Origin of the sequence: Nocardia shimofusensis NBRC 100134, from assembly GCF_001613125.1 — a bacterium.
GTDB classification, from domain to species: Bacteria; Actinomycetota; Actinomycetes; order Mycobacteriales; family Mycobacteriaceae; genus Nocardia; species Nocardia shimofusensis.
Map to the genome: position 1 here is coordinate 44,971 of NZ_BDBT01000002.1, position 19,792 is coordinate 64,762.

A 19,792-nucleotide genomic window follows, 5' to 3' on the forward strand; every position below is an offset into this window, starting at 1 on the left:
GATCACCACGCCGTAAGTGGGAGAGCACGTGTGTGGTAGGGCGGTTCCCGGTCGGCGCCGGATTCGGTGCCCGCGGGCACCGGTGTGATTCAGGCGATCGACAGCGCGATGCCGTCGAGAATGTCGTGTTCGCTGACGGTCAGCGCGCCGATGCCCGCCCGGCGGGACAGTTCGTCGGCGAGCAGTTCGGTGATCACCGCGCCGCCGCCGATGACATCGACCCGGCCGGGATGAACAGGCCCCAGTGCCGCGCGCTCGTCATGGCTGAGCGAGACCAGGCGACGGCAGGTCTCGTGCACCTTGTCCAGCGGCAGCTCGGCGAGATGGACGCGCTCGGCGTCGTATTCGGGCAATTCGAGGGCGACCGCGGCGAGGGTGGTCATGGTGCCCGCCACGCCGACCCACGTGTGGGCGCGCTCGAGCGGGATGGTCTCGAAGGCCTTCGCCAGTCGCTCGCCGGCGAATTCCCGGCCCGCCACGAGTTGCTCGGCGGTGGGCGGGTCGTCGTGCAGGCAGCGTTCGGTGATGCGGACGCAGCCGATGTCGCAGGAGACGGCGAACCGGACGCCGTCGGCGTCGCCGAACACCAGCTCGGTGGAGCCGCCGCCGAGGTCGACGACCACGAACGGGCCCGCGCTGCCGGACAATTCGCCGATGGCCCCGGTGAACGACAGCCTGGCCTCTTCGTCGCCGGTGATGACCTCGGCTTCGGCGCCGGGCACCGCCCGACCCAGCTCGGCGCGGGCCATGGCGAAGAAATCCTCGCGATTGGCGGCGTCACGGGTGGCGGAGGTGGCGACCATGCGCACCCGGGTGACCCCGGTGTCGACCATCGTGTCGACGTAGTCGGCCAGCGCGGCGCGGGTGCGCTCGATGGCTTCGGCGGCGAACGCGCCGTTCGCGTCCACGCCCTGGCCGAGGCGCACGATCCGCATCTCCCGGTGCACGTCGGTGAGGCGGCCGTCGGGCCGCACGTCGGCGATCAGCAACCGGATGGAGTTCGTGCCGCAATCGACCGCGGCCACCCTGTTCGACATCTCAGGCTCCATCCTCGCGTGAGTACTCCGGCCAGTCTGCCGGAACGACGGTGCCGCGCATACCGTGCGCGGCGGCCAGCGCGACCGACTCGTCGCCCAGCGGATTCACCCCCGGCCCCTTGGCCAGCGAATGCGCGATGAGCACGTGCAGGCACTTGACCCGTTCGGGCATGCCGCCGCCGGTGAAATCCGTTCCGAGCGATTCGATCTCGTCGCGCTCGGCCAGGTAGCTCTCGTGCGCGGCGCGGTAGGCGGCGGCCAGTTCGGGGTCGGTGGCGAGGCGTTCGGTCATCTCCCGCATGACGCCGGCCGACTCCTGCCTGCTCGCCTCGGCCGTCAGGCGCGGATCGGTCAGGTAGTACAGGGTCGGGAAGGGGGTGCCGTCGGGCAGCCGGGGCGCGGTCTTGACCACGGCGGGCACCCCGTCCGGGGTGCGGTAGGCGATGGCGAGCACGCCTCGGGGGGCGCGGCCGAGCTGCTCGGCGACGATCTCGAGGTCTCGGTCGGTCGGTGCGCTCACCGTGGTCCTTCCGGAGCGGGCGGGGGCGGCGGAACGGATCCGGCCGCCGGGTCGGGAGATTCTGGAGCAGGCGCGGCGGGCGGCGGCTCGGCGATGGTGTGCCAGAGGTCGGTGTACCAGGGGTCCGGGGTCTTGGACCGGGTCGGCCCCGACGGCCGCGGCGGGGCCTCGATGCCGGGCACCTGCACGATGTAGGGGGTCTCCCCGGGCATCACCAGGCGCAGCCGGTCCTTGGCCTCGGCGCGGATGAAGGCCGGATCCCGCTGCTGCGCACGGCGATCGCGCAGGCGTGCCAGATCGGCTTCGAGCTCGCGGCGTTCCTGGGCCAGTTGGGTGGCCTCGGCACGCTGGCTGAAATAGGTGCGCATCGGCACCGACAAGGTCAACGCCAGCGCGCACACGACCATCGCGAGGATGATCGCCTTGCCGCGGGACAATCCCAGGATCGTGTGTTCCTGTTTGTCCGCGGCACGGCGCGCGGCGATCTTGCGGGGTTCGGCGCGCAGTTTGTCCCCGGACTCGACGCGTTTGCGGGGGCGCGCGGCGGCCGGACGAGCCGCGGCGTCGGCGTCCGGGCGGGGACGGGAACGGGCGGAACGCGACGTGCGGCGGTCACCGCGCCCTGCCGGGCTGCTCCCGCGCGCACGTCGCTCCGTCATGAAACTTCCCGGTCCTTACCCTTCGAACACGAACCGCGGGAACGCGACGTCCCCGGCGTATCGGGCGGAATCGCCCAGCGCGTCCTCGATCCGCAGCAGCTGGTTGTACTTGGCGACGCGCTCGGAGCGAGCGGGCGCACCGGTCTTGATCTGACCGCTGCCCACCGCCACGGCCAAGTCGGCGATGGTGGTGTCCTCGGTCTCGCCGGAACGGTGCGACATCATCGTCTTGTAGCCGCTGCGGTGCGCGAGTTCGACGGCGTCGAGGGTCTCGGTCAGGGTGCCGATCTGGTTGACCTTCACCAGCAGGGCGTTGGCCGCGCCCTTGGCGATGCCGTCCTCGAGGCGCTCGGGGTTGGTGACGAACAGATCGTCGCCGACCAGCTGGATCTTGTCGCCGATCTGATCGGTGAGCGCGACCCAGCCGTCCCAGTCGTCCTCCGACAGCGGATCCTCGATGGAGACCAGCGGGTAGGCGGTGAGCAGTTCGGCGTAGAACTGCGCCATCTCCTCGGCGGAACGGATGGTGCCCTCGAACTTGTAGCCGCTGCCCGAGGTGTAGAACTCGGTGGCGGCGACGTCGAGCGCCAGCGCGACATCGGTGCCCAGCTTCAGACCGGTCTTGGCGATCGCCTCGCCGATCAGGTCGAGCGCCTCACGGGTGCCCGCCACGTCGGGAGCGAAGCCGCCCTCGTCGCCCAGGCCGGTGGACAGGCCCTTCGACTTCAACACAGCCTTCAGCGCGTGATAGACCTCCGCGCCCCAGCGCAGCGACTCCTTGAAGGTCGGCGCGCCGATGGGCGCGACCATGAACTCCTGGACGTCGACACCGGTGTCGGCGTGCGCGCCACCGTTGAGGATGTTCATCATCGGGACGGGAAGCACGTGGGCGTTCGGCCCACCCAGGTAGCGGAACAGCTCCAGGCCCGAGGACTCCGCGGCAGCGCGCGCCACCGCGAGCGAGACGCCGAGCAGAGCGTTGGCGCCCAAGCGCGACTTGTCCGGGGTGCCGTCGAGGTCGAGCAGAACCTGGTCGACGGTGCGCTGTTCGACCGCGTCCAGGCCGATGACGGCAGGGGCGATCTCGTCGAGGACACCCTCGACGGCCTTGAGCACACCCTTGCCCAGGTACCGGTCGCCGCCGTCACGCAGCTCGACGGCCTCGTGCTCGCCGGTGGAGGCGCCGGACGGCACCGCGGCCCTGGTCAGGGTGCCGTCGTCGAGGGCGATCTCGACCTCGACGGTGGGATTTCCGCGGGAATCCAGGATTTCGCGCGCTCCGACCTGTTCGATGATGGCCACGAAAACGACTCTCCTTCGGCTGCTGGCACGGTGGGTCTGACGGGGTTGAGCCGTGCGGTGCCGAGCCTAGCGTCCCGGCCGCCCACGAGGTAACCGGCACTCCGAGCGCCGCTCGCGCGAGCTCACACGCGGCGGCCGACGCTGTAGGCCGCGGCGCGGTGGCGGACGGTGTTCAGGTAGCTGGTCGACTGGTTGTAGGTGAGCACCGCCTGTTGCCAGCCGCCCCGCGAGGTGAGGTCGCCGCCGCTGACGCACAGATAGCGGGCGGCGGTCAGGGCGGCGTCGTCGATGCTCTGGGGATCGAGCACGCCGTCGCCGTTGGCGTCGACGGCCCAGCGCTGCCAGGTCTCCGGGATGAACTGCAGCGGCCCGACGGCCCGGTCGTGCACGGAGTCGCCGTCGAGCGTGCCGCCGTCGGTGTCGGTGATGGTCGCCACGCCGGGGGCGCCGTCCAGAGCGATGCCGATGATCGGCGGGCGCACCACGCCGTCGTCGTGGAGGTCGGCGTCGCGGTGGGTGCCGTGTTTGCTCTCCACGCTGGCGATGCCTGCCAACGTGGTCCAGGCGATGCCGCAGGCCGGCCGGGAGGCGGCCATGACCGCGGCGGCGTAACCGTAGGCCTCCAGCGCGACGGTCGGGATGCTCAGCGCGCCGGACTGTTCCTCGGCCCAGGAGCGCAGTTGCAGCGCGGCGCGCCCCGGCGCGTCCACGTCGATGACGGGCAGCGGCGTACCCGGCCCTGGCGGGATGCCCTCCGGGATCGGCGGCCGGCCCACCCCACATCCGGTGACCACGGCGGCCACCAGCGCGGCTGTGACGATCAGACCGCCGGAATTCTTCGACAACACCTCTCAATAATGCCGATTTCGGCGACGGACGCCGTGCCGCGCGATCGCACATCCTTCGGCGGGCCCGGTCGATGACGCCCCGAGACCGCCGAAGGCTCTAGCCTTTCATACAATTTCGCTATTTTCCGGCGACATTATTAGGTAAGGCTTGCTTAAGCAGAAGTGACCGACTAACTTCGCATTCCGTTCGCCCCCACCGCTTTTCGACCCGATGCGAAGAAGGGAACCCCAGGTGAAAAGCGTTCTCCCCGAACGTAAGACGCTTCACCCGCTGGACATCGAACGACGCGAGCTCGCCCCCGCCGCCGCGCGCGCCGTGCGCGCGCTGGCCGCTGAGATCTCCGACACACTGACCCGATTATCCGAACCCGCCGAGTGCAGCCGGACGCTCACCGATCCGGCACTGATCGACCTGGTGGACCAACGCGTCGGCGAACTGCCGGGGGATGTGCGCGCCGCGGTCCGCCCACCCGAGGGCTCGGCCGGGGCGGCGATCCTCGGCACACTACCGGTGTCCGACGCGACATTGGGTGCCACGCCGGACAATTGGCGCGATGCCGCCCGGCAGGCGGGTGGACCGGGACACCGGGAATCGCTGAACCTGGATATCGCGGTGCTGCTGCTGGCCCGGTGCGTGGGCGAACCGTTCGGCTGGGCGGGACAGCAGGCGGGCCGGTTGGTCAACAACATCCTGCCCACCCCCGGTCACGAACTCGAGCAGTCGGGGGCCAGCAGCACGACCCTGCTCAGCCCGCACACCGAGGACGCCTTCCACCCGGATCGGGCGAATCTGCTCATGCTGGCGTGCCTGCGCAATCCCGATGCGGTCGGCACCACCGTGTCCTCGGTTCTCCGGGTCGATCTCGACGCGACGGACCGGGCGCTGCTCGGCACACCGACGGTGCCGATCCTGCCGGACGTCTCCTACGGCGACGCCCACCTCGGCTACGCCGCCCCGCCCCTGCCGACACTGTGGAACGATGCCGGGAACGGCACGGACACAACGCATCCCACGCTGCGCTACGATCCCGCCTACACACCGCTCGACAACGCGTGCCCGGCCTTCCGCGGCGCCTACGCCCGCTTGGGCGCGGAGCTGGAACGGGTCTGCGTCACCGTCGTGCTGGCGCCGGGCGAACTCCTGCTGGTGGACAACGACGTCGCCGTCCACGGCCGGGTACCGTTCACCGCGCGATACGACGGCACCGACCGCTGGCTCAAGCGGGTCAACATCCGCGTGCCGGATCGCAAGCGTCGCAGGGCCGAAGCCGACGAGAATGGGTACGGGCAGCACACCGTTGCCCCGTTCGGACGAGCCCCGTTCGGACGAGCCCCGTTCGGACGGGCCCCGTTCGGACGAGCCCCGTTCGGGGCACGAACAGGCCGAGCGGTAGCAGAGCGGGAAACGACACCTGATGGACGAGGACGCCGTGAACACTCGTGACCGAAGCACGCCCCTGCGCGTGCTCAGCCGCAGCGATCTGGCCGATGTGCCGATCACTCCGGGCGAGGTGGTCCGCGCCGTCGAGGACGCGTATCTGGCTTTCGCGGCGGGCGATTCGGACAACCCACGCAAGTTGAGCGTGGCGAATCCGGACGGCTGGTCGGTCGCCTACGCCATGCTCGGCCGCGACGGCAGGCGACGGGTGGTCGCCATGAAGACCAGCTACAAGTTCGATCCGGGCCACGACCGCAGCACCAAGCGCTACTACACGACCATCACTCTCTACGACGACACCACCGGCGCGCCCATCGCCATGATGGACTGCGCGCGCGTCGGCGCGTTGCGCACGCCCGCGGTGTCGGCGCTGCTGGTGCGCGAGACCGTCCGACGCGGCGCCGAGAGCGTGCTGCTGATCGGCACCGGAACGCAGGGCCGCAACGCGCTGCCGCACCTGCTGGCGGCGAATCCGCAACTGCGCAAACTCATGGTGTACGGCACGCACCCCGAAGGACTCGCGGCGGTGCATCGTCAACTGGCCGAATACGACCGGCACGCGGTGCTCGAGACCGTCGACGATCCGCGGGCGGCCGCCGCGGGCGCGGACGTGGTGCTGGCCACGGCCGGGCCGGGAACCGAAGTCGCCCTCGAGGCCGATGATCTCGCGCCCGGATCGACCGCCGTGCTGGTCGGCTACGGGCTCGCGCCCTCGGCACTGGCCGGCGCCGACCGGGTGATCGCCACCAGCGCCGAGCAGATGCGCCTGACCGGCACCGACATGGCCGGGCCGGACGGCAGGCTGCGCGACGTCGACGCCGAACTGGCGCGCATCCTCGACCGGCGCGCGGTCGGCCGACGCTCCGACGAGGAGAAGATCTTCGTCTACAACAGCGGCCTGGTGCTCACCGACATCGCCGTCGCGCACGCCCTCGCCGAACTCGCCATCTCCCAGGGGCGCGGCACGGAGGTCGCGCTGTGGGACTAGAGACCGCCGTCGACCTCGCCGCCACCGAGGACATGGTCCTCTTCGAGGTCACCGAGGACATGGTCCTCTTCGAGGTCGACCCGGCCCAGCGGGTGGCCCCGCCGCCGGACACGCACGACGACCCGCCTGCTCCCGCTCCGGAACCGGAGCCGTTGCCCGACATGACCGAACCGCTGCCGATCCCGGGGTGGCCGATGCCCGCCTCCACCCCGCAGCCGACCGACGCCCCGGTCGGCGAATCCGCGGGCAGCGCGGCCGAAGAGGTCGCGCACCCCGTCGATACACCGGTCGCCGAGCCGCAGGCCGCGGACGCACCGGACAGTGGCGAGGTTGGCGTGCCCGGTACCTCTGCCGAGGGAGTGGTTGCGCAGGGCGAGGCGGCGATCACGGCAGCTCCGATGCCCGCGTATCTGGACCCGTGGGAGGAGCGGGTGCTGGCGGACCCGGATCTGCTGGGCGACATCGCTTTCGCGGTCGGCACCCCCTTCCACCTGATGTATCCGGCGCGGGTGCGGCGCAATATCGCCGAGTTCCAGCGAGCCTTCGACCGAGCGGGTGTGGACGGCGTCGTCTACTACGGCAAGAAGGCCAACAAGGCGGCGTGTGTCGCGCGGGCGTGCGCGGAGCAGGGCGCCGGTGTCGACGTGTCCAGCGTCGGGGAGCTGACGGCGGCGCTGGCGCAGGGGGTGCGCGGTGAGGAGCTGATGGTCACCGGCCCCGCCAAGTCGGCGGAGCTGCTGTGGCTGGCGGCTCGGCACGGCGCGTTGATCGCGATAGACGCGCTCGACGAACTGGATCGGCTGCTGAACTCCGGCCCGGCGGCGCGGATACTGCTGCGAGCGTTGCCGGACGGGTCGAGCAGTCGATTCGGGATGACCGGGGAGGAACTCGATCGGGCGGTCGAGCGGCTCGCCGGTGATACGGCAGTTCGCCTGACAGGGTTCAGCTTCCACCTGTCCGGCTACGACGCGGCGGCGCGTGCCGTGTTCGCCGCCGAGCTGGTCGATCGGTGCGTCCGTGCGCGCGAACTCGGCCACGACATCACCACACTGTCCATCGGCGGCGGTTTCGGCGTGGACTACCTGCCCGCCGACGCGTGGTCACAGTTCACCGCGCAGGCCGCGCCGACCCGGTTCCACGCGGGCAAGTCCTTCGCCTCCTATTACCCGTATCACTTCCCGGTCCCCGGCGCGGCCATGCTCACGGCGATCCTGACCCACCACGGACCGGCCCACGGCGATCTGGCCCACGGCAATCCCGCCCACGGCGATCTCGCGAAGGCGTTGCGCGACAACGACATCCGCTTGGCCGTCGAGCCGGGCCGGGCGTTGCTCGCGCACGCGGGCAGCACGGTCTTCGGGGTGCGCGGCGCCAAGACCCGTCACGCGCACGGCAGTCCCTACCGGCTGCTGACCGTGGACGGCACCAGCCTGAGCCTGTCCGAGCAGTGGTTCGACAGCGAATACCTGCCCGACCCGCTGCTGTGGCCACCCCGCCGGGACGGGCGCGAGACGCCGACCAGCGTCGGAGCGTCGAGCTGCCTGGAATCGGACATGGTCAGCTGGCGGCGCATCCCGCTCCCGCGCCCCGCCGAGCCGGGTGACCTGCTGGTCTACCCGAATACGGCCGGCTACCAGATGGACTCCAACGAGTCCGCTTTCCACGAACTCCCCCTCCCGCCGAAGGTCGTGCTGCACGAGACCGACGGCGACCGGTTGCGCTGGGCTCTCGACGCCCGCTGAGCGCGCCCCACCCCCACGCCCCGCCGACCCACGACCCATCGGTCATGCCCGCGCGCCGATCAGCCGCGCCCTGACCGCCCCCGTTCCCGAGGAGACAGCCATGCCGCTCGTCACGCGCGTGACCGATCTGATCGGCCGCACCCCCCTGTTCGAACTCGCCGTCACCGACTCCGGCACCCGATTGCTGCTCAAACTCGAGCAGTTCAACCCGACCGGCGCGGCCAAGATCCGGATGGCCCGCGAGATGGTGCTCGACGCGGAGCGTCGTGGGTTGCTGGAAGTTGGCGGGCATATCATCGAGTCCACGTCCGGCAACACCGGGCTCGGTCTGGCGGTAGTGGCCGCCGAACGTGGGTACCGCTTCACCGCGGTAGTCGACAACCACGCCTGTAAGGACAAACTGCGCGCGATGCGAGCGATGGGTGCGGAACTGGTATTCGTCGCCGACGACGGCGACGACGACCTGGCGACCTCGGCCAGAGAGGACCTGGCCGCGGCGATGGTGGCCGGGCAGGCGGGGGCCTACTTCACCGAGCAGCACAACAACGACGCCAACGCGGTCGGCTACTACCCTGTCGCCGAGGAATTGCTGGCGGACGTCGAGCGAGTCGACATCCTGCTCTCGGCGGTCGGCACCGGCGGTTCGCTGTTCGGCACCGCGACCCGGCTGCGCGAGCTGGGCTGCCCCGCGCGGGTGATCGGCGTGGAGCCGGTGGGCTCGATCGCCTTCGGCGGGCCGGGCGGGCCGTACTGGCAATCCGGCACCGGCACTCCGCCGGGCGCCACCATCGGCACCGCCGTGGACTACTCCCTGCTCGACGAGGGCGTGAAGGTCTCCGACGTCGACGCCTTCGCCACCGCCCGCGCGGTGGCCGCGGAGCTGGGCCTGATGATCGGCGGCTCGGCGGGCGGCTCGGTCTTCGTCGGCCTGGAACGACTCGAGCAGTTCCCGCCCGGTTCGACGGTGGTCACCATTGTGTGCGACGGCGGCGAGAAATACCTCGACACCGTCTTCGACGACCGCTGGATGGGCGAGCGCGAACTGCTCGATCCGGCCGCCGAGGAACGGGTGCGCGCCATGGTGCGCCGGTACGCGCCCGCCACCCGGCGCACCGATCTGGCGGATGCCCGATGATCGAGTGCGAAGAACCGGATCCGGCCGTTCCCGACGAGGTGGACACATGAATCTCGCCGCGATCACCCCGGACGGACGGCGGCTGGCCGCATTGGCCACGCCGATCGCGCTCACCCAACTGGCACAGGTCGCCGTCTCCACCACCAATATCGCGCTCATGGGCACGCTCGGCGTCCGCGAGGTCGCGGCGGGCGGTCTGGCGCTGGTGCTGTTCAACCAGATCCGCACCATGGGCGTCGGCTTGATCACCGGCACCGGCAATCGAGTCGCCGCGGCGGTCGGCGGCGCGAGCAAGCGGGGCGAATCCGCGCAGCGCGAGGTGCGCGAGATCGTGCGCGCCGGCGTCCTCATCGCCACCGTGGCCGGTCTGCTCGGCGGCGCGCTGCTGGTCGGGCTCGGCTGGGCGCTGCCGTGGCTCGGCCAGGACGCGGGCGTGCTCGCCGACGCGCGTCCGCTCATGATCGCGCTCGCGCCCGGGCTGTTGCCTTGCCTGTGGTTCCAGGTGCTGCGCCAGTACACCGTCGGGATGCAACGGCCGAAGGCCCTGCTGACGGTGACACTCGGCTCGATCGCCCTGAACGCGATGCTGGCGCTGACGTTCATTCACGGCTGGGCGGGCCTGCCCGCGCTGGGACTGACCGGCATCGGTGTGGCGACCTCGCTGGTCTTCCTGATCACCTTCGGCGTCTTCTGGGCGATGGTGCGGCGCGACGACGATCTCGCGCCGATGCTGTCGCTGCGGCCGTGGCCGGTCCGTCGCGCCACGGTCGGATCGGAGCTGCGGCTCGGCACGCCGATCGCGCTCACCTACGGTTCCGAGGCGGGCATGTTCTCGGTGCTGGCTCTGGTCATGGGCACCCTCGGCCCGGCCGCGCTGGCCGCCCACAATGTCGTCTACCAGATCATCTACATCGTGTTCCAGGTCGCCATCGGCATCTCGCACGGCGCCTCGATCCTGGTCAGCCGGGCCGTGGCACGCGAGGAGCACGAGCGGGCCCGTGGATTGGCCTGGCTGGCGCTGCGTTACGCGGGCGTGGTCGCCGTGGTGACCGGCGTGGCGTATGTGCTCGCGCCGCACCTGGTGCTGCGGCCGTTCCTGGCCGCCGACGACATCGCCGGGCTGGAGGTCGCGCGCACCCTGCTGCTCATCGGCATCGTGTTGCAGTTCTTCGACGCCGCCCAGAACATCGGCACCGGCCTGCTGCGCGGATTGAAGGCAACCGGCGCGGGCTTCCGGCTCTCGGTGATCGGCTACTGGGGCGTCGGCCTGCCGTGCGCGCTGCTGCTCGCGCTGCCGCTGGGACTGGGCGCGGCGGGTGTCTGGTGGGGGCTGACCGCCGGGCTCGCGGCGACCGCCGTGCTGATGTTGCGACGCTACTTCGCGCTGCTCGACGAACATGCCCGGCCACGGCCGCGGCGGGTGCCGCAGACCCTGGCCGGGTAGCCCGGGTAGCTCGGCCGGAAGTCCGGCCGGACAGTTCGCGAGGTCAGACGTTGACGCCGTAGTCGCGGGCGATGCCGCCGAGACCGGAGGCGTAGCCCTGGCCGATGGCGCGGAACTTCCACTCGCCGTTGTGCCGGTACAGCTCGCCGAAGATCATCGCGGTCTCGGTGGACGCGTCCTCGGACAGGTCGTAGCGGGCCAGTTCGGCATCGGTGTTGAGATCGACGACGCGGATGGAGGCATTGCGGATCTGCCCGAAGGACTGACCGCGCGCGTCCGCGTCGTGGATGGAGACGGCGAAGAAGATGTTGGTGATCGACGGCGGGGTGGCCGCCAGATCGATATTGATCACCTCGTCGTCGCCGTCGCCCTCACCGGTGAGGTTGTCACCGGTGTGCTCGATGGTGCCCTCCGGGGAGCGCAGATTGTTGTAGAAGACGAAGTGCAGGTCCGAGAGCACCTTCAGGTTGGGCCCGCATGCCAGGGCGCTGGCGTCGAGGTCGTAGTCCGCACCGGTCGTGGTGCGCACATCCCAACCCAGGCCGACCGCGACCTTCGTCAGATTCGGGGCCTGCTTCGACAGCGAGACGTTGCCGCCCTTGGCCAGTGTGACGCTCATGATCCCCTTTCCGTCCGCGCTTCCTCGCACGGGGTTTTCGATGTGACAGTTTTCCGTCGGGTTCGCGAATCAGTTCGAGTTCGCGGCCCAGTCACGAAGCGTCGCGACGCGGCCCTTCAGCGCGTTCAGCTCGAACTCGTCGAGCACGGTGCGCTGGATACCCTGCGCCACCGAGAACGCGGACTGCCGATGATCGTCGATCACGGCCACATCCAGCGCAACGGCGACGTAGTCCTGTGCGCCGGGCATCTCCTCGGCGATCACCTTCGCCTCGCCCCGCGCGCACAACGCCACATCCCCGCCACCGAGGATCAGCAACGCGACCTCCGGCCGTTCCCGCAACCGCGCCAGCGAACCCCGATCGGACTTCAGCGAGATCAGGATGCGGCGGTCACCCGCGCGCACCGGCCAGGACACCGGAATCGCGTGCGGGGCAGGATCGGTCGTGACGAGCACGGCGATGGTCTCCTGCGGCCACTGCGGTAGCACGTCCAATTCGGGATGATCGGATGTCAACTGCGTCACCTCGTGGGATCGTCGTGCGCGGCGGGCTGTCGCCGCCCCCCTGCCAGTCTAGGTCGATGCCCCCGCTGCGTGCGGGTGCATCGGAGCGCACACAGCACGCTCGAGCGACCAGCCTTATCACACCCGACGGTGGTCGCACGGCTGATCGCTGCGATTGACGGACTCTGCTCACCGGGGCATCATTCGTAGTCGACGCCCTGTTCACCGGGCGTTATTCGATTGCTGGCCGATGGCTGTCCGGCTTTTGCGTGCTGTTTTTCCTGCCGCGCTCGGGCCGCCGACCTCGTTCCGCGCCGGCCGGAAAGACCGCACTTCCCGTCGACGACGCGCTGTGTCCGAGAGGCGCAGCGTCCTGCCGTGAGTGAGGTGAGAACGACATGGTGTACCGACCGTCGGGAGCACGGGGTTCGACCGGCCCCGTAGCTGGCAATCTCGTGTATTCGCAGGCGGCGGTGGCGGATCTGATCTGGCTGCGCGAGCAACTCGACGCTGCGGGCGTGCCGTTCCTGCTGGTACGCGACCGGGACCACCGGCTGATCCTGGCCGCCGACGCGGCCCACCGGGAGATCGCCGACCGGGTGACCGCCGCCGCGCCGGCCGCCGGATTCTTCTGCGACACCGCCTCGTCCGGGGTACTGCGCCTGGGCCGCGATCTCGATCCGGCCCACCACGTCGAGCTGGAACTGTGGGAATACCACGGCGACACCGTGTCCTGCCCGCGCCCGAACGCCTTGACCCGTGCCGTGTTCGACCTGGCCGATGGGGAACTCACCGACGTCGCCCTGTTCGACCACGAGTGGCCCACCCTCGCGGGCATGTTCGCACCGCACGCCACCGATGTCGATTTCGACATCGACATCGTGTTCTCCTGGGTGGACGGCTCCGACCCCGAACTGCGCGCCCGCCGGGCCGGCATGTTGGCGCAGGTGGTCGTCGGCGAGGGCGACGACGCCGACGCCAGAATCCGTCAGATCGACGAACTCCGTTACGCGCTGCGATCGGTGCACAAGAACGCGCCGTGGATCCGGCGCATCTTCATCGCCACCGATTCCCGCCCGCCGGCCTGGCTGGCCGAGCATCCGAAGGTGACGATCGTGCGCGCGGTCGACCACTTCGCCGACACCTCCGGCCTGCCCACCTTCAATTCCCACGCCGTCGAGAGCCAGCTGCAGCACATCGACGGGCTCAGCGAGCATTTCCTCTACTCCAACGACGACATGTTCTTCGCCCGACCGGTGCGGCCGTCGATGTTCTTCACCCCCGGCGGCATCAGCCGTTTCGTCGAGGCCGATCTGCGCATCGGGCCCGGTGCGAGCAACGAGCGACGCAGCGGTTACGAGAACGCGGCCAGGGTGAACCGGGCGCTGCTGGCGAAGCGGTTCGGCCATCTGATCACCCGCCATCTCGAGCACACGCCGGTCCCGTTGCGACGCAGCGTGTTGCACGAGATGCGAGCGCAGTTCCCCGAGGACTTCGCCCGTACCGGTCACAGCCGGTTCCGCTCCGCCACCGACATCTCGGTGACCAATTCGCTCTACCACTACTACGCGCTGTTCACCGGTCGCGCGGTGCCGCAGGAGACCGCGCGCTTCCGCTATGTCGACACCACGCTGCGCAGCGGGCTGACCCTGCTCGACGATATCGCCGAACGCCGTGACCTGGACTTCTTCTGCCTCAACGACAGCAGCTTTCCGGAGATCGCCGAATCCGAACGGGTGCGGGAGGTTTCGCGCTTCCTGGCGGAGTACTTCCCGGATCCGGCGCCGTGGGAACGGATCAGCGAACCGTCTCGTCACCACCGTGTGGAGCCGACTGCCGGCGCCGCATGACCTGCGGGATGCGAGCCGCCGGAGCGATCACGATGCCCTCGGCGGCCAGCCGCGACGCCGCCTGCTCCGGCGTGGCGGGCTCGCCGACCGTCGCGCCCGCGTCGATCGCCACCACCGAATGCATGACCGTGTCCGGGTAGACGTGCACGAAGTTGAACGCCTGCGCGCCGTCACGACCGCGCAGGCCGCCCTCGGCGACCGACAGGTCCTGGGTGTAGCAGCTGGCCGAGGCCACCGAGACCGGGATGCCCGCGAAGGTGGCGAAGGTCGAGAAGTGCACGTGCCCGGCCAGGATGGCGCGCACGTCGGTGCCGCGCAGCACCTCGGCCAGCCTGCGCTGCTCGCGCAGTTCCACGGTGACGGCCAGGTCGAGCAGGCACGGCACCGGCGGATGGTGCATGGCCAGGATGGTGCCGAACGGTGCGGGCTCGGCGAGCACGTCGCGCAACCAGCCCAGCTGCGCGTCGGTGATCTCACCGTGGTGGTGGCCGGGCACCGTGGTGTCCAGCGCGATCACACGCAGTCCGTCGAACATGTGCACCTGGTCGAACGGAACTCCGGTGGGCTGCGCGTCGAGCAGGCGCCTGCGCAGCGTGCGCCGGTCGTCGTGATTGCCCATCACCCACACCACCGGCGCGCCCACCCGCCGCGCGAACGGCTCGACCAGGGCCCGCAGCTTGTCGTAGGCGTCCGGCTCGCCCTGGTCGACCAGGTCACCGGTGAACACGATCGCCGTCGGCCTGATCCGGCTGGCCTCGGCCTGGGCGAGCAGCCTGCGCAGCCGCTCGTCGGCATCCACCGCCCCGTACAGGTCGCCGTCACCGGCGATCAGATGCGTGTCACTGAAGTGGAACAGAACGTGATCCGGTCGCGGATACTCCGCGACTCTGTCGATCGGCACCGGACTGGCACCCCTCCCGGTGGAACCACCACCGTCGGTTTCGGGTATTCGACGCAAGAATATCGAAGTCGAATGGCTCGTCGGCCGTCAGCACGTGACCAGTCGGTGACTCGGCGGATGATCACCGATGAACCGGGCCCGCACACCTGTGGGTGGTCGCCTGTGCGGCTCGGGCGGGACACCGCCTACGCCCGCAGGTTGCGGCGCCAATCGTCGGCGGCGAGGGGTGCGCGTTCGCCGCGTTCGGCTTCGGCGGCGTCCTCGGCGGCGCGAATGCTCGCGGCGAAGGCGAGGACGGCTTTGCGGAGGCGTTCCTCGGCGCTGTCGGGACCGCCGAGGTGGACCACGCGCAGCTCGTCGGGGACCAGGTCGGCGGGCAGACCGGCCGCGCGGCTGCGGGAGATCACCTTCTCGGCCAGCGCGAGGGCGGGTTGGGCGAGGGCGATACCGTCCAGGCAGGAGCGGCGGGTCTTCTCCGCGGACTTGCGTTCCTGCCAGGCGCGTTCCTGGGCCTCGATCTTCTCCTCGATCGAGGCGTCCGGGGCGATGACCGTGTCGAGCAGATGCGGGCTGCGGTTGACCAGTTTCGCGACCAGGGCGGCGGCGACATCGTGGACGGTGAACTCGCCCGCGGCTTCGGCGATCCGGGAGTGGAAGAGAACCTGGAGCAGCAGGTCGCCGAGTTCCTCCTTGATGGTCTCGGCGTCGTTCTCGCCGATGGCGTCGAGCAGTTCGTAGGTCTCCTCGAGCAGGTAGGGACGCAGCGAGTCGTGGGTCTGGGTGATCTCCCAGCCGCCGAAACGCCACAGGCGATCCATGACCTCGACCGCGCCGGACAGCCCGGCCGACACCAGGTCCACATCGGCGGCATTGTCGGGTTCGGTGGGGCCGCCGGGTTCGGTGGGGCCGCCGGGTTCGGTGGGGCCGCCGGGTTCGGTGGAGCTGTCGGGTTCGGTGGAGCTCCGGGGTGCAGCGGTGCCCGGGTCTGCGGCGGAACCGTACGGCTGAGCAGCGCTCATCGGGCGGCCGCGACCTCGGTCGCCACGCTCACATCGACCGCCCCCTTGGCCTTTCCGTCCAACGCCAGCAACAGATCGGCGATGAACTGCAGCAGGGTCACATCACGCACCCGGTCGGCGCCGACGCTGTCCTCCACGCGCGGCAACGGCAACTGCACGACGCCGCTGGCGGCCTTGTAGGTGGCCGTCGGATAGATGCGCTTGAGCCGCAACTGTTTCGAGTCGGGCAGGTTCAGCAGCGGGGAGATCTTGACCGTGGTGCCGGTGACGGCGATCTCGGTGACGCTGTACTCCCTGGCCAGCAGGCGCAGCTTGGCCACCGACACCAGGCGCCCGACCTCCACCGGCAGCGGGCCGTAGCGGTCGACGAGTTCCTCGACCACCGCGGCCAGACCCGAATCGTCCTGCGCCGCCGCGAGTTTGCGGTAGGCCTCCAGACGCAGGCGGTCGCTGGCGATGTAATCGGGCGGGATGTGCGCGTCGACAGGCAGATCGATGCGCACCTCCTTGACCTCCTCGGTGGTGATCGGCTTGCCGTCGGCGGCGGCGCGGTAGGCCTCCACGGCCTCGCCGACCAGCCGCACATACAGGTCGAAGCCGACGCCCGCGACATGGCCGGACTGCTCGGCGCCGAGCACGTTGCCCGCGCCCCGGATCTCCAGGTCCTTCATCGCCACAGCCATACCCGCGCCCAGATCGGAGTTCTGCGCGATGGTGGCCAGCCGGTCGTAGGCGGTCTCGGTGAGCGGCTTCTCCGGCGGGTAGAGGAAGTAGGCGTAGCCGCGTTCGCGCGAGCGCCCGACGCGCCCGCGCAGCTGGTGCAGCTGGGACAGGCCCAGGCTGTCGGCGCGCTCCACGATCAGGGTGTTGGCGTTGGAGATGTCCAGGCCGGTCTCGATGATCGTCGTGCACACCAGCACGTCGTACTCGCGCTCCCAGAACCCCTGCACGGTGCGTTCGAGAGTGTCCTCGTTCATCTGGCCGTGCGCGACCACCACCCGCGCCTCGGGCACCATGTCGCGAATCTTCTTGGCGGCCTTGTCGATCGAGGACACCCGGTTGTGCACGTAGAACACCTGGCCGTCACGCAGCAGCTCGCGGCGGATGGCGGCGGTGACCTGCTTGTCGTTGTAGGCGCCGACGTAGGTGAGCACCGGATGGCGTTCCTCCGGCGGGGTCAGGATGGTCGACATCTCACGGATGCCCGCCAGACTCATCTCCAGGGTGCGTGGGATCGGGGTGGCCGACATGGTGAGCACGTCGACGTGGGTGCGCAGCGCCTTGATGTGTTCCTTGTGCTCGACGCCGAAGCGCTGCTCCTCGTCGACGATGACCAGGCCGAGGTTCTTCCACCGCACGCCGGTCTGCAACAGCCGGTGGGTGCCGACCACGATGTCGACCTCGCCGTCGGCCATGCCGCGCAGCACTTCACGGGACTCACCCGGATCGGTGAAGCGCGACAGGCCCTTCACGGTGACCGGGAAGCCCGCGACGCGCTCGGTGAACGTTTGCAGATGCTGCTGGGCGAGCAGGGTGGTCGGCACGAGCACGACGACCTGCTTGCCGTCCTGTACCGCCTTGAACGCCGCGCGCACCGCGATCTCGGTCTTGCCGTAGCCGACGTCGCCGCAGACCACGCGGTCCATCGGCACCGGCTTCTCCATGTCCGCCTTGACGTCGGCGATGGCGGTCATCTGGTCGACGGTCTCGGTGAAGGCGAAGGCGTCCTCCATCTCCTTCTGCCACGGGGTGTCCTGGCCGAAGGCGTGACCGGGCGCGGCCTGGCGGGCGGCGTAGAGCTGCACGAGTTCACCCGCGATCTCGCGAACAGCCTTGCGCGCCTTGCGTTTGGTGTTCGCCCAGTCCGAGCCGCCCAACTTCGACAGGCTCGGCATCTCGCCGCCGACGTAGCGGGAGAGCTGGTCGAGCGATTCCATCGGCACGAACAGCCGGTCGCCGGGCTGACCGCGCTTGCTCGGCGCGTACTCGATGACCAGGTACTCCCGGCGCGCGCCCCCGACGGTGCGCTCGATCATCTCCACGAACTTGCCGATGCCGTGCTGGTCGTGCACCACCATGTCGCCCGCGTTGAGGGCGAGCGGATCGACCTGATTGCGGCGCTTGGCCGGCAGACGCTTGCCCTCGCCGGGCGCGGTGACGCGGTTGCCGGTCAAGTCGGATTCGGCGACGACGACCAGATTCGCGTCGTCGAAGATCACGCCGTCGTGCAGCGAGCCGCACAGCACGCCGACCACGCCTGGCTCGGGCTGCGCGCCCGCCTCCAGCGCGGCGGCGGGCACGTCGGCCTCGGCGAGACGCTCGGAGATGCGCTGGGCGGTGCCGTGCCCGGCCACCACCACCACCGCGCGGCCGCCGGTGGTCACGTGCGCGCGCAGCGAGGCGAAGATGGTGGCGACGAGCTCCTCGGAACCACGCGCGGTCGGGGCCTGCTGCACGGGCAGCACCACCTCGGCCGGATCGCCGGAGGCCAGCGGGCTCAGCGACCACCAGGGCAGGTCACGCCTGTGCGCGTCGTCCGCGATCTGCGACAGCGGACGATACGACGACGCGGCGAGGTCGAGACCGCCCGCGCCCAGCGGCGCGTCCGCGCCGAAGGAGGCCGCCGTCCAGGACGCCTCCAGGAATTCCGCGCCGGTGCGCACCAGGTCGGCCGCGCGGGTGCGGATCTTCTCCGGATCGCACAGCAGCACGTGGGCGCCCTCGGGCAGCAGCTCGGTGAGCAACCGCAGTTCACCGGGCTGCAGCACCGGAAGCAACGCCTCCATGCCCTCCACCGGGATGCCCTGGGCAAGCTTGTCGAGCATCTCCACCAAGGCCGCGTCGGCCGCGTTCTCCGCGGCGACCTCGGCGGCGCGTTCGCGCACCTGCTCGGTCAGCAGCAGCTCACGACAGGGGGTGGCGACCACCACGCCGGTCTCGACATCGGTCAGCGAGCGCTGGTCGGCGACCGAGAAGGCGCGCACCTGCGTCACCTCGTCGCCCCAGAACTCCACGCGCACAGGGTGATCGGCGGTCGGCGGGAAGAGATCCAGGATGCCGCCGCGCACCGCGAACTCGCCGCGCTTGCCGACCATGTCCACCCGGGTGTAGGCGAACTCGACGAGCCGCACCAGTAGATCGTCGAAGTCGAGTTCGGCGCCCTCGCGCAGCACGATCGGCTCGATATCGCCCAGCCCCGCCGCCATCGGCTGCATGAGCGAGCGGACCGTGGTCACCACCACCCGCAGTGGCGGGAACTCCGAGTCCTCGGGATGGGCCAGCCTGCGCATCACCGCCAACCGCCTGCCGACGGTGTCCGCGCCGGGCGAGAGCCGCTCGTGCGGCAAGGTCTCCCAGGACGGGAACTGCGCCACCGTGACGCCGAGCATCTCGGTCAGCTCAACGGTGAGATCGTCGGCCTCGCGTCCGCTGGCGGTGACCACGACGACGGGCCGTTTCCTGGCCAGCGTCGCCGCGACGAACGACCTGGCCGCCGCGGGCGCCACCAGTTCGACCGTCGATGTGCCGACCAGGTCGGACACGGTGCGCAACGCGGCGTCGGCACCGGCCACCGCGGCCAGTCCGGCGAGTGGTGGACGAGAGGACATCAACGACTCCTGAATCCGGGTCGAGCGCTCAGCACAGCCCGTCGAGTCTAATCACCGCCTCTGTTCAGCGGCTCCTCCGCCCCGCAGTGCGCACTGGACGATCAGCTCAGCATCCGCGAGGCGCGTGCGCAACTGGCTCGCCCCACCGAGGCCATGCCGGACATTCTCCGTGGAAGAG

The 19,792-nt window shown here is 70.2% G+C and carries 16 protein-coding genes; 6 read left to right on the top strand and 10 right to left on the bottom strand.

The window, feature by feature from the left end; translation table 11 throughout:
• Positions 1–89 precede the first annotated feature (89 nt).
• The 5 genes from NS3_RS02455 to NS3_RS02475 form a co-directional block, all read right to left on the bottom strand.
• Complete coding sequence (locus tag NS3_RS02455; RefSeq protein ID WP_067853492.1) at positions 90–1,037, bottom strand: Ppx/GppA phosphatase family protein; 948 nt, start codon at positions 1,035–1,037, stop codon at positions 90–92.
• A gap of 1 nt (position 1,038) precedes the next feature.
• Positions 1,039–1,557, bottom strand: coding sequence for a DUF501 domain-containing protein (locus tag NS3_RS02460; protein WP_067852902.1), 519 nt, complete (start codon positions 1,555–1,557; stop codon positions 1,039–1,041).
• Complete coding sequence (locus NS3_RS02465) at positions 1,554–2,216, bottom strand: FtsB family cell division protein (RefSeq protein ID WP_067852904.1); 663 nt, start codon at positions 2,214–2,216, stop codon at positions 1,554–1,556. Before NS3_RS02465 ends, NS3_RS02460 begins: the two co-directional genes overlap by 4 nt.
• A gap of 15 nt (positions 2,217–2,231) precedes the next feature.
• Positions 2,232–3,518, bottom strand: a complete 1,287-nt coding sequence (gene eno / locus NS3_RS02470) for a phosphopyruvate hydratase (protein ID WP_067852906.1) — start codon at positions 3,516–3,518, stop codon at positions 2,232–2,234.
• A gap of 122 nt (positions 3,519–3,640) precedes the next feature.
• Positions 3,641–4,366: a lytic transglycosylase domain-containing protein gene (locus tag NS3_RS02475; RefSeq protein WP_373865273.1), complete on the bottom strand. Its 726-nt coding sequence runs from the start codon at positions 4,364–4,366 to the stop codon at positions 3,641–3,643.
• A 232-nt stretch (positions 4,367–4,598) separates the two neighbouring features.
• Between NS3_RS02475 and NS3_RS02480 the strand changes: the two genes are divergently transcribed.
• The 5 genes from NS3_RS02480 to NS3_RS02500 all read left to right on the top strand — a co-directional run bounded on the left by NS3_RS02480 (position 4,599) and on the right by NS3_RS02500 (position 11,113).
• A complete protein-coding gene (locus tag NS3_RS02480; RefSeq protein WP_067852908.1) occupies positions 4,599–5,810 on the top strand; it encodes a TauD/TfdA family dioxygenase in 1,212 nt (403 codons plus the stop codon).
• A complete protein-coding gene (locus tag NS3_RS02485) occupies positions 5,782–6,792 on the top strand; it encodes an ornithine cyclodeaminase family protein (protein ID WP_174550426.1) in 1,011 nt (336 codons plus the stop codon). Before NS3_RS02480 ends, NS3_RS02485 begins: the two co-directional genes overlap by 29 nt.
• Positions 6,783–8,534 carry an alanine racemase gene (locus NS3_RS02490; protein WP_245649441.1) on the top strand — a complete coding sequence of 584 codons (1,752 nt, stop codon included), beginning with the start codon at positions 6,783–6,785 and terminating at the stop codon, positions 8,532–8,534. Before NS3_RS02485 ends, NS3_RS02490 begins: the two co-directional genes overlap by 10 nt.
• A gap of 100 nt (positions 8,535–8,634) precedes the next feature.
• Complete coding sequence (locus tag NS3_RS02495; protein ID WP_067852910.1) at positions 8,635–9,669, top strand: PLP-dependent cysteine synthase family protein; 1,035 nt, start codon at positions 8,635–8,637, stop codon at positions 9,667–9,669.
• 46 nt (positions 9,670–9,715) lie between these two features.
• Entirely contained in the window at positions 9,716–11,113 is a 1,398-nt protein-coding gene (locus NS3_RS02500; protein WP_067852912.1) for an MATE family efflux transporter, read from the top strand.
• A 43-nt stretch (positions 11,114–11,156) separates the two neighbouring features.
• On the opposite strand, the gene NS3_RS02505 is transcribed toward NS3_RS02500, so the two are convergent.
• Both NS3_RS02505 and NS3_RS02510 read right to left on the bottom strand, forming a co-directional pair.
• Positions 11,157–11,732 (bottom strand): TerD family protein, encoded by a 576-nt coding sequence (locus tag NS3_RS02505; RefSeq protein WP_067853501.1) that lies wholly within the window; start codon positions 11,730–11,732, stop codon positions 11,157–11,159.
• A gap of 69 nt (positions 11,733–11,801) precedes the next feature.
• A complete protein-coding gene (locus tag NS3_RS02510) occupies positions 11,802–12,257 on the bottom strand; it encodes a hypothetical protein (RefSeq protein ID WP_067852913.1) in 456 nt (151 codons plus the stop codon).
• A 377-nt stretch (positions 12,258–12,634) separates the two neighbouring features.
• Between NS3_RS02510 and NS3_RS02515 the strand changes: the two genes are divergently transcribed.
• Positions 12,635–14,086: a stealth family protein gene (locus NS3_RS02515; protein WP_084494985.1), complete on the top strand. Its 1,452-nt coding sequence runs from the start codon at positions 12,635–12,637 to the stop codon at positions 14,084–14,086.
• Here the strand turns inward: NS3_RS02515 and NS3_RS02520 are convergent.
• The 3 genes from NS3_RS02520 to mfd all read right to left on the bottom strand — a co-directional run bounded on the left by NS3_RS02520 (position 14,034) and on the right by mfd (position 19,614).
• Positions 14,034–14,987 carry a phosphodiesterase gene (locus NS3_RS02520; RefSeq protein ID WP_157101130.1) on the bottom strand — a complete coding sequence of 318 codons (954 nt, stop codon included), beginning with the start codon at positions 14,985–14,987 and terminating at the stop codon, positions 14,034–14,036. The two genes, NS3_RS02515 and NS3_RS02520, sit on opposite strands and share 53 nt — an antisense overlap.
• A 185-nt stretch (positions 14,988–15,172) precedes the next feature.
• Entirely contained in the window at positions 15,173–15,805 is a 633-nt protein-coding gene (locus tag NS3_RS02525; protein WP_084495006.1) for a nucleoside triphosphate pyrophosphohydrolase, read from the bottom strand.
• Positions 15,806–16,002: 197 nt separating this feature from the next.
• Positions 16,003–19,614: a transcription-repair coupling factor gene (gene mfd / locus NS3_RS02530; RefSeq protein WP_067852914.1), complete on the bottom strand. Its 3,612-nt coding sequence runs from the start codon at positions 19,612–19,614 to the stop codon at positions 16,003–16,005.
• Positions 19,615–19,792 lie beyond the last annotated feature (178 nt).